General features: G+C 57.3%; 8 protein-coding genes. 2 read left to right on the top strand and 6 right to left on the bottom strand.

Translation table 11 applies throughout. The annotated features are described in order from the left end of the window. Positions 1 to 84 precede the first annotated feature (84 nt). Genes hemG through pepQ form a run of 4 tightly spaced genes read right to left on the bottom strand, consistent with a single transcriptional unit; the run spans position 85 to position 4075 of the window. Positions 85 to 627 (bottom strand): menaquinone-dependent protoporphyrinogen IX dehydrogenase, encoded by a 543-nt coding sequence (gene hemG / locus ABLV76_RS17385; protein ID WP_004886722.1) that lies wholly within the window; start codon positions 625 to 627, stop codon positions 85 to 87. A gap of 11 nt (positions 628 to 638) precedes the next feature. Further along, positions 639 to 2090, bottom strand: a complete 1452-nt coding sequence (trkH, locus tag ABLV76_RS17380) for a Trk system potassium transporter TrkH (RefSeq protein ID WP_004886724.1) — start codon at positions 2088 to 2090, stop codon at positions 639 to 641. 39 nt (positions 2091 to 2129) lie between these two features. Further along, entirely contained in the window at positions 2130 to 2744 is a 615-nt protein-coding gene (locus ABLV76_RS17375) for an IMPACT family protein (RefSeq protein ID WP_004886726.1), read from the bottom strand. Then, positions 2744 to 4075, bottom strand: a complete 1332-nt coding sequence (gene pepQ, locus ABLV76_RS17370; RefSeq protein ID WP_004886728.1) for a Xaa-Pro dipeptidase — start codon at positions 4073 to 4075, stop codon at positions 2744 to 2746. The genes ABLV76_RS17375 and pepQ overlap by 1 nt, the downstream gene beginning before the upstream one ends. Positions 4076 to 4266: 191 nt before the next feature. Here pepQ and fadB point away from each other — a divergent pair, with 191 nt between their 5' ends. Continuing rightward, a complete protein-coding gene (fadB, locus tag ABLV76_RS17365) occupies positions 4267 to 6456 on the top strand; it encodes a fatty acid oxidation complex subunit alpha FadB (RefSeq protein ID WP_348878401.1) in 2190 nt (729 codons plus the stop codon). 9 nt (positions 6457 to 6465) lie between these two features. Next, the gene (gene fadA, locus ABLV76_RS17360; RefSeq protein WP_004886733.1) at positions 6466 to 7629 is read left to right on the top strand and encodes an acetyl-CoA C-acyltransferase FadA; all 1164 of its coding nucleotides are present in this window, start codon (positions 6466 to 6468) and stop codon (positions 7627 to 7629) included. A gap of 193 nt (positions 7630 to 7822) precedes the next feature. On the opposite strand, the gene fre is transcribed toward fadA, so the two are convergent. Both fre and ubiD read right to left on the bottom strand, forming a co-directional pair. Then, on the bottom strand, positions 7823 to 8524 hold the full coding sequence (gene fre, locus ABLV76_RS17355) for an NAD(P)H-flavin reductase (protein ID WP_004886735.1): 702 nt from the start codon (positions 8522 to 8524) through the stop codon (positions 7823 to 7825). A gap of 49 nt (positions 8525 to 8573) precedes the next feature. Then, positions 8574 to 10049, bottom strand: a complete 1476-nt coding sequence (ubiD, locus tag ABLV76_RS17350; RefSeq protein ID WP_004886738.1) for a 4-hydroxy-3-polyprenylbenzoate decarboxylase — start codon at positions 10047 to 10049, stop codon at positions 8574 to 8576. Between the last annotated feature and the right edge of the window lie 4 nt (positions 10050 to 10053).

Below are 10053 nucleotides of genomic sequence, written 5' to 3'. Positions count from 1 at the left end.
GCGCATTATAGGGAGTAATTCCGAGGTGACAAGGGGAAATGCAAAAAAACTTTTCGTTCGCTCGCTTTTCCATCAAGACGCTGTTTAAACGCCCGGTTTGCTGATCATTTGCGCGATTTCTCGGGCAAATCGGGAGACCTGTTGCCAGTCGGTATAGACCACTTCTTTACGGGTATCCGTTTCGCCCCCGGTCATTTTCATAATCAGGCGGATCATAAACCGATCGTACCAGCGGTAACGCGGGTAACGTAGCGCCCCGGCAAACACCGCGCAGCTCTGCGGCTGCCAAGGCGAGTTGAGCAGAAACTTGCGCGTATAGCTATTGGTCTGCGGCGTGCGCTTTTCGGGTTTGCGCGCAACCAGGTTCACCGAAAAGAATGCCCCCGGCAGCGCCTGCAATGCTGCCAGGTGCTTTTTCACAAAGCGGTCCACCGCCGGATGAAAGTGTCCGTAGCGAATCGACGCGCCAATCACCACGCGATCATAATGATGCCATTCCACGTTATCGGTACGGTTCAGATTCAGGGTATCCGCATCGATACCCAGCTCTTTCAGCTCCGAGGCGAGAAACGAAGCGATTTCACGGGTCTGCCCGTCGCGGGTGGAAAAGAGAATTAAAGTTTTCACGAGCACTCCTGTTATTCGCGCCAGAAAGTGGGAGTAAAGAGCACCAGTAAGGTGAACACTTCCAGACGACCAAACAGCATATTAGCAATCAGGATCCATTTCGCGACCGGGTTCATGGTGGCAAAGTTGTCCGCGACGACGCCGAGCCCAGGCCCGAGGTTGTTCAATGTCGCCACCACGGAGGCGAAAGCAGAGAAGTCATCCACCCCGGTGGCGATAATAGCCAGCATACTAATGATAAAGACCAGCGCATAGGCGGAGAAGAATCCCCACACCGCTTCCAGAATACGTTCCGGCAGCGCGCGGTTACCTAATTTAATGCTATACACCGCATTCGGGTGAACCAGACGCTTAAGCTCACGGTTGCCCTGCTTGAACAGCAACAGGATACGGATCACCTTTAAGCCACCGCCCGTGGAGCCAGCGCAGCCGCCGATAAATGCGGAGCACAGCAGCAGCACCGGCAGGAACAGCGGCCAGCGCGCAATGCTATCGGTGGTGAATCCTGCGGTGGTCGCCATCGACACCACCTGGAAAAACGCCTGATTCAGCGTCGTCAGCACCGAGCCGTACACGTTATGAAGCCATAGCACCAGCGTACAGACGATGACCAGCGTCAACTGGACGCCAATGAACATTCGAAACTCAGGGTCGCGCCAGTACACCTTCAGGCTGCGTCCGCTCAACAACGAAAAATGCAGACCGTAGTTACAGCCGGAGATCAGCAGGAAGATGGCAATGATGGAGTTGATCATCGGGCTGTTGAAATAGCCGACGCTGGCATCGTGAGTCGAGAAACCGCCGATAGCGATGGTGGCGAAGCTGTGCCCTATCGCATCGAAGGCCGGCATACCGGCAAACCAGAGCGCCAATGCGCAGGCGACCGTTAGTAACACATAGATAAGCCACAATGTCTTTGCCGTCTCGGCGATGCGCGGGCGCATCTTGTTATCTTTCAGCGGGCCGGGCATTTCCGCGCGGTAGAGCTGCATTCCCCCGACGCCGAGGATAGGCAGAATGGCCACCGCCAGCACAATGATCCCCATGCCGCCGAACCACTGCAGCATCTGCCGGTAAAAAAGGATAGCGTGCGGAAGCGAGTCCAGCCCCACCAGGGTGGTCGCCCCGGTCGTCGTCAGGCCGGAAAATGATTCGAAGAAGGCATCCGTCACCGTCAGGTTCGGCTGTTCGGCGAATATAAAGGGCAAGGCCCCTACGCTACCCAGCACGGTCCAGAACAGCACCACGATCAGAAACCCTTCACGAGATTTCAGTTCGCCCTTTTGCTTACGGTTCGGCCACCACAGCATGGAGCCGATCGCCAGAGCGACAAAAAAAGTTTGAGTGAAGGCCCGTCCCGCGCCATCGCGATATATCAGGGCCACTAATCCCGGGACGATCATTGTCCCCGAGAATAAGATGACCAGCAGTCCAACGATTCGGGTTATGGCGCGAAAATGCATCTCTGGCGCTTCCTTTGATAGGCAAAAAAACAGAGGGGATTATTCGTTAATCTTCAGTAATTGCAATGAACCGCGACTAAAATCAGCCAGTTTTGCTGAAAAAGCCGCCACTTCGGCTTGGGGAAGCGCCACGCGCAGCCGAACCGACGCCAGATATTCGCTTTCAACGACATTCCCGGAAAATTGGGCGAGCAGCGCTTCAACGCCGGCCAGTTGCCCATATTCACATTGCAAAGTATATGCCGTTAACGGCGTCTTGCGCAGCGTCGTCAACTGCGCCAGCGCCTGATGGACACCGCCGCCATAGGCTTTCACCAGGCCGCCGGTGCCCAGCAGGATACCACCGTAATAACGTACGACGACAGCGGTTATCTCACCGACGCCGCTACCCATCAACTGCGCCAGCATCGGTTTACCCGCCGTTCCCGCCGGTTCGCCATCGTCTGAGAACCCAAGCTGTTGCGAATCATCAGGCGGTCCGGCGACCCACGCCACGCAGTGGTGGCGAGCATCGGGGTGATCCGCTCTGACCGACTCGACAAAGGCTTTCGCCGCCGCCACGCCGTCGGTATGCGCCAACAGCGTGATAAAACGGCTCTTTTTGATCTCCTCAACGACGGAAACTGGCGCCGCCGGGATTAACCAGCTCTCCATTAGGCCAGCTTCAGATCGCGCGTCATGTTTTCGATACTGTTTTCGTGAACCACCACGTTATCTTCGATACGGATCCCGCCGAATGGCTTCATGGCGTCAATTTTTTGCCAGTTGAAGTGCTTGCTGAACGGGCCTTCACGCCACGGCGCCAGTAACGACTCGATAAAGTAGATGCCGGGTTCAATGGTCAACACCATCCGCGGCTCGATAATACGGGTGCAGCGCAGATACGGGTATTTCGCTGGCGCCGCCAGATGCGTACCGGAGTCGTCTTGCATAAAGCCAGCAACATCATGCACCTGCAGACCCAGCGGATGACCAATCCCGTGCGGCATAAATGGCCCGGTCAGATCGTTCTCCACCATCGCCTCTTCGCTCATGTCAGTGACTAACTGGTGTTTACGCAGCAGCTTCGCAATACGCTGATGGAACTGGATATGGTAATCAACGTAGCGCGTCCCGGCTTTCATGGTGCTAATCAGCGCCAGCTGCTCGTCGTTAACGTCTTTAATCAGATGGGCGAAATCGTTATCGCCGTGTGCCGCCCAGGTCCGCGTCAGATCCGCGGCATAGCCGTTATATTCCGCGCCGGCGTCGAGCAGGAAGCTGCGCATCTCCGCCGGAGCGCGATGGTCCAGTTTGGTGTAGTGAAGGACGGAAGCATGCTCGTTCAGCGCCACGATGTTGCTGTAAGGCACGTCGGTATCGCGGTGACCGGTGGCGGTAAGATAGGCCTGGTTGATATCGAATTCGCTCATCCCGGACTGGAAAGCCTCATAGGCCGCACGATGACCATTCACCGCCGACTTCTGCGCTTCACGCATACAGGCCAGCTCGTAATCGGTTTTGTAAGCCCGGTAGTAATGCAGATAATCGATAACCCCTTTCGGGTTGATCTTATCCGCGGCGATTCCCAGGCCCAGCGCGCGCTCCGGCACCGGCCCGATATAGCCAATATTACCGCGAGCGGCAGGCAGTTGGCTGCCGATGCCATCGGCCTTCGGCAGCGCGACCACATCGACCTCTTCGGTCCAGAACGAGGTCGGCAGCGGCTCAACGTTATGCCAGTAATCAACCGGCAGATAGAACCACAGCTTCGGTTTATTCACACCGTCCACCAGCAACCAGCAGTTAGGCACCTGAGTCACCGGCACCCAGGCTTTGAACTGCGGATTGACCTTGAACGGGTATGGATGGTCATCAAGGAAGACGTTAACCAGCTCGCCGGAGTGAATCAGCAGAGCATCCATCTGAAAACGGGCCAGGACGTCGCGGGTACGTTCTTGTAGGGTAACAATATGATTTTTATAGAGCGCGGCCAGGGATTCCATCTTTTGTCCTTTGCTTTTATGGGATCGTGATACTCCGCATCTTAGCACATCGACCTGCGTGCGGGTGATTTCCGCCGGATGTGATCCGACCAGCAATTATTTAAAGAGTAATTTGCAATTCTTTAACATAAATTCCACACTCCGTTTCATCTGGTATGACCAGATCATATTGCTGGATTCAGGAGACTGACATGCTCTACAAAGGCGACACCCTGTACCTCGACTGGCTGGAAGATGGCATCGCCGAACTGGTGTTCGATGCCCCAGGTTCGGTCAACAAGCTTGATACCGCAACCGTAGCCAGCCTCGGTCACGCGCTGGATGTACTGGAAAAACAAAACGATCTCAAAGGCCTGCTGCTGCGCTCTGAAAAAGCGGCGTTTATCGTCGGCGCGGATATCACTGAATTCCTCTCACTGTTCCTGGTCCCTGAGGAGCAGTTAAGCCAATGGCTGCATTTTGCTAACAGCGTCTTTAACCGTCTGGAAGATCTTCCCGTCCCCACTATCTCTGCCGTCAATGGTTACGCGCTGGGCGGCGGTTGTGAATGTGTCCTGGCGACCGATTACCGCCTGGCGACGCCGGATCTGCGCATTGGCCTGCCGGAAACCAAACTCGGCATTATGCCAGGCTTCGGCGGCTCAGTCCGTTTGCCGCGCCTGCTCGGCGCCGACAGCGCGCTGGAGATCATTGCTGCCGGGAAAGATGTCGGCGCCGAGCACGCGCTGAAAATCGGCCTGGTGGATGGCGTGGTCGCCGCGGAAAAACTGCGCGACGGCGCGCTGGCGATCCTGCGCCAGGCGATTCAGGGCGACCTGGACTGGAAAGCGAAACGTCAACCGAAGCTGGAGCCGCTGAAACTCAGCAAAATTGAAGCGACGATGAGTTTCACCATCGCCAAAGGCATGGTCGCGCAAACCGCCGGGAAGCATTATCCGGCGCCGATCACCGCGGTGAAAACCATCGAAGCCGCTGCGCGTCTTGGTCGTGAAGAAGCTCTGGTGCTGGAAAATAAAAGCTTTGTCCCGCTGGCTCATACCAACGAGGCCCGCGCACTGGTCGGTATCTTCCTGAACGACCAGTACGTCAAAGCGAAAGCGAAAAAACTGACCAAAGATGTCGAAACACCGAAGCATGCTGCCGTACTGGGCGCTGGCATTATGGGCGGCGGTATCGCATACCAGTCGGCCTGGAAGGGCGTGCCGGTGGTGATGAAAGACATTAGCGACAAATCGCTGACCCTTGGGATGACCGAAGCGGCGAAGCTGCTGAATAAACAGCTGGAACGCGGCAAAATTGACGGTCTGAAGCTGGCCGGAGTCATAAGCACCATTCAGCCGACGCTGGAGTATAGCGGTTTTGATCGCGTGGACGTGGTCGTTGAAGCGGTGGTGGAAAACCCGAAAGTGAAGAAAGCGGTGCTGGCGGAAACCGAAGAGAAAGTGCGCCCGGATACCGTACTGGCATCCAACACCTCAACGATCCCCATCAGCGAGCTGGCCAGCGTTCTGCAGCGCCCGGAGAACTTCTGCGGCATGCACTTCTTTAACCCGGTGCATCGCATGCCGCTGGTTGAAGTGATTCGCGGCGAAAAAACCTCGGATAAGACCATTGCCAAAGTGGTGGCCTGGGCCAGCAAAATGGGCAAGACGCCAATCGTGGTCAATGATTGTCCCGGTTTCTTCGTCAACCGCGTGCTGTTCCCCTACTTCGCCGGATTTAGCCAGCTGCTGCGCGACGGGGCGGATTTCCGCAAAGTCGACAAAGTGATGGAGAAACAGTTTGGCTGGCCGATGGGCCCAGCTTATCTGCTGGACGTGGTCGGCATCGATACCGCGCACCATGCTCAGGCGGTTATGGCGGCGGGCTTCCCGCAGCGGATGCAGAAAGATTATCGCGACGCTATCGACGCCCTGTTTGACGCCAACCGTTTCGGGCAGAAGAACGGCCTCGGCTTCTGGCGCTATAAAGAAGACAGCAAAGGTAAGCCGAAGAAAGAAGAAGATGCTGCCGTCGACAGCCTGCTGGCCGACGTCAGCCAGCCGAAGCGCGATTTCAGCGATGAAGAGATTATCGCCCGCATGATGATCCCGATGGTTAACGAAGTCGTCCGCTGCCTGGAAGAAGGCATTATCGCCAGCCCGGCGGAAGCGGATATGGCGCTGGTATACGGCCTCGGCTTCCCTCCGTTCCACGGCGGCGCCTTCCGCTGGCTGGATACCATCGGCAGCGCGAAGTATCTCGATATGGCGCAGCAGTACCAGCACCTTGGGCCGCTGTATGAAGTCCCTGCCGGTCTGCGAGACAAAGCGCGCCATAACGAAGCGTATTATCCCCAGGTAGAGCCAGCCCGTCCGGTTGGCGCTCTGAAAACGGCTTAAGGAGTCACAATGGAACAGGTTGTCATTGTCGATGCTATTCGCACCCCGATGGGCCGTTCAAAGGGCGGCGCATTTCGCCACGTGCGCGCGGAGGACCTCTCCGCGCACCTGATGCGCAGCCTGCTGTCGCGCAACCCGTCGCTTGAGGCAAGCGCGATAGACGATATCTACTGGGGCTGCGTACAGCAAACCCTCGAGCAGGGTTTTAACATCGCCCGTAACGCGGCGCTGCTGGCGGAGATCCCGCATTCGGTACCGGCAAACACGGTTAACCGTCTGTGCGGTTCTTCCATGCAGGCGCTGCACGATGCCGCACGCATGATCATGACCGGCGATGCCAGCGTCTGCCTGATTGGCGGCGTGGAGCACATGGGCCATGTGCCGATGAGCCACGGCGTCGATTTCCACCCGGGCCTGAGCCGTAACGTGGCAAAGGCGGCAGGGATGATGGGGCTGACCGCTGAAATGCTGGCGCGTTTGCACGGCATTAGCCGGGAAATGCAGGATCAGTTTGCCGCGCGCTCCCACGCCCGCGCCTGGGCTGCGACCCAGTCCGGCGCATTCAAAGCCGAGATTATCCCCACCGGCGGCCACGATGCCGATGGCGTACTGAAGTCCTTTAACTATGACGAAGTGATCCGCCCGGAAACCACCGTCGAGACGCTGTCTACCCTAAGGCCGGCGTTTGACCCGGTGACCGGTACGGTAACGGCGGGCACCTCTTCCGCCCTTTCCGATGGCGCGGCGGCGATGCTGCTGATGAGCGAAAGCCGCGCCCGCGAACTGGGTCTGAAGCCACGCGCCCGCGTCCGTTCGATGGCGGTGGTCGGCTGCGACCCGTCTATTATGGGCTATGGCCCGGTTCCCGCTTCGAAGCTGGCGCTGAAAAAAGCGGGCTTATCCACCAGCGATATCGACGTCTTTGAAATGAATGAGGCCTTTGCCGCGCAGATCCTGCCGTGCATTAAAGATCTGGGCCTGATGGAGCAGATCGATGAGAAGATCAACCTCAACGGCGGGGCGATCGCGCTCGGTCATCCGCTGGGTTGTTCCGGGGCGCGTATTAGCACCACGCTGATCAATCAGATGGAGCGTAAAGATGCCCAGTTCGGCCTCGCCACCATGTGCATCGGCCTGGGACAAGGGATCGCCACCGTGTTTGAGCGGGTGTAAATTTACAAAAGGGTATCTCACAGCCAATGGCGTCAGAACAAGGCGGCAAGCGAGCGAATCCCGATGAGCTTACTGAAGTAAGTGATTCGGGTGAGCAAGCGCAGCCAACGCAGTGATGACGTCATTGGCGAAGAGAGACAGTTTAGTTGCCGTTCTTCCCGCCTGTCAGGGGCGGGTTTTTTATTTGCAGATATCAGATAAAGGCAAACGCGTCGCCAAACAGGCGATCTTCGCGCGCGCCGCGTTCGTTGCAGAACAGGTCGCGAGCAATCTTAGCCATCTCGAAACGCCCGGCAATATAGATATCGTGATCGGCCAGGGTACCGTAATCCTGCAGCACCGCGGTCAGCACGGTGCCGGAACGCCCACGCCAGCCCTCTTCCGGCTGCTCAACCACCGGCTCGATGCGCAGATTTGGATGCTTGACGCTCAAGGCTTCCAGCTCGGCCAGATCGTACAGATGTTTGGTCTCGCGACCGCCCCAGTAAATCGCGATATCGCGCTGAGGATTGCGTGACAGCGCGGTGAGCAGAATAGAACGCACATAAGAGAAGCCGGTACCGCCGGCAATCAAAATCAGCGGGCGGTCTTCATCTTCACGCAGCCAGGCTTCGCCATGCGGAATATCAACCTCAATTTCACGCTCTTTCAGGATGCGATCCATGACCGCCATCGCGTACAGATTGAGCTCCGAGGCGCCGATATGCAGTTCGATAAACTCCTGTTCCGCCGGCGTGGAGGCCATGGAGAATGGGCGTTTGTCGCGCTCATCCATTACCACCATCAGATACTGGCCAGCGCGGAAAGAGAATGCCGCTTCCGGTACTAATCGAACACGATACACGGTATCGGTAATCGCCTCCACCGAGGTCACTTTACAGCTTAAGGTTGTCATGCGTCCCCTCTGTCGGGTCTAAAGAGCAAAACAGCGGCGTTAGCCCCGCTTACTGTTGTTTAAAGATGGCCAGATCATCCCAGATGGCGTCAATGCGCGCCGTGACGGCAGGATCTTTTTTGATTGGGCGACCCCATTCACGCTGGGTTTCGCCAGGCCATTTATTGGTGGCATCCAGCCCCATTTTTGAACCCAGGCCGGAAACCGGCGAGGCAAAATCCAGATAATCAATTGGCGTATTCTCTACCAGTACCGTATCACGAGCCGGGTCCATACGGGTAGTGATCGCCCAAATCACATCGTTCCAGTCGCGGGCGTTAACATCGTCATCGCAGACAATCACGAATTTGGTGTACATAAACTGGCGCAGGAACGACCAGACGCCCATCATCACGCGCTTGGCATGGCCTGCGTACTGTTTTTTCATCGTCACCACCGCCAGGCGGTAGGAGCACCCTTCCGGCGGCAGATAGAAATCGACAATTTCCGGAAACTGTTTCTGCAGGATCGGGACGAAGACTTCATTCAGCGCCACGCCCAGCACCGCAGGCTCATCCGGCGGACGGCCGGTATAGGTCGAATGATAAATCGCGTCTTCACGCTGGGTAATATGGGTGACCGTAAACACCGGGAACTGGTCTACTTCATTGTAGTAGCCGGTATGGTCGCCATACGGACCTTCCGGCGCCATCTCCCCGGCCTCGATATAACCTTCCAGCACAATCTCTGCGCTGGCAGGCACTTCAAGATCGTTCGAGACGCATTTCACCACTTCGGTTTTGGTGCCGCGCAGCAGCCCGGCAAAGGCATATTCCGACAGCGTATCCGGCACCGGGGTCACTGCACCAAGAATGGTCGCCGGGTCGGCGCCGAGCGCCACAGAAACCGGGAAGCGTTCCCCCGGACGCGCCGCGCACCACTCCTGGAAATCCAGCGCGCCGCCGCGATGAGACAGCCAGCGCATAATCAGTTTGTTTTTGCCAATCAGCTGCTGGCGATAAATCCCCAGGTTTTGCCGCTCTTTGTGCGGCCCACGGGTCACCGTCAGCCCCCAGGTGATCAGCGGCGCGGCATCTTCCGGCCAGCAGGTCATAATCGGGATTTTCCTCAGGTCGACGTCATCGCCCTGGATGATTTTTTGCTGACAGGGGGCGCCGCGCAGACGTTTGGTGGGCATATTCAGCACTTGCTTAAACTGCGGCAGCTTATCAAACAGATCGCGGAAACCTTTGGGCGGCTCAGGCTCTTTCAGAAAGGCTAACAGCTTACCCACCTCGCGCAGCGAACTGACGTCCTCCTGACCCATCCCCAGCGCCACGCGCCGCGGCGTGCCGAACAGGTTGCACAGCACCGGCATGGTATAGCCTTTCGGATTCTCAAACAGCAGCGCAGGACCGCCAGCGCGCAGGGTGCGGTCGGCAATTTCGGTGATTTCCAGGTGAGGATCGACCGGCAGAGTGATACGTTTTAGTTCGCCCTGTTGTTCCAGGAGTGTCAGAAAGTCGCGAAGATCGTGATATTTCATGAAA

It is taken from the genome of Klebsiella sp. GB_Kp047 (assembly GCF_040065235.1).
Taxonomy (GTDB): Bacteria; Pseudomonadota; Gammaproteobacteria; order Enterobacterales; family Enterobacteriaceae; genus Klebsiella; species Klebsiella quasipneumoniae.
Note: the sequence above shows the minus strand (reverse complement) of the source record. Positions and strands in the feature narration are given on the sequence as shown.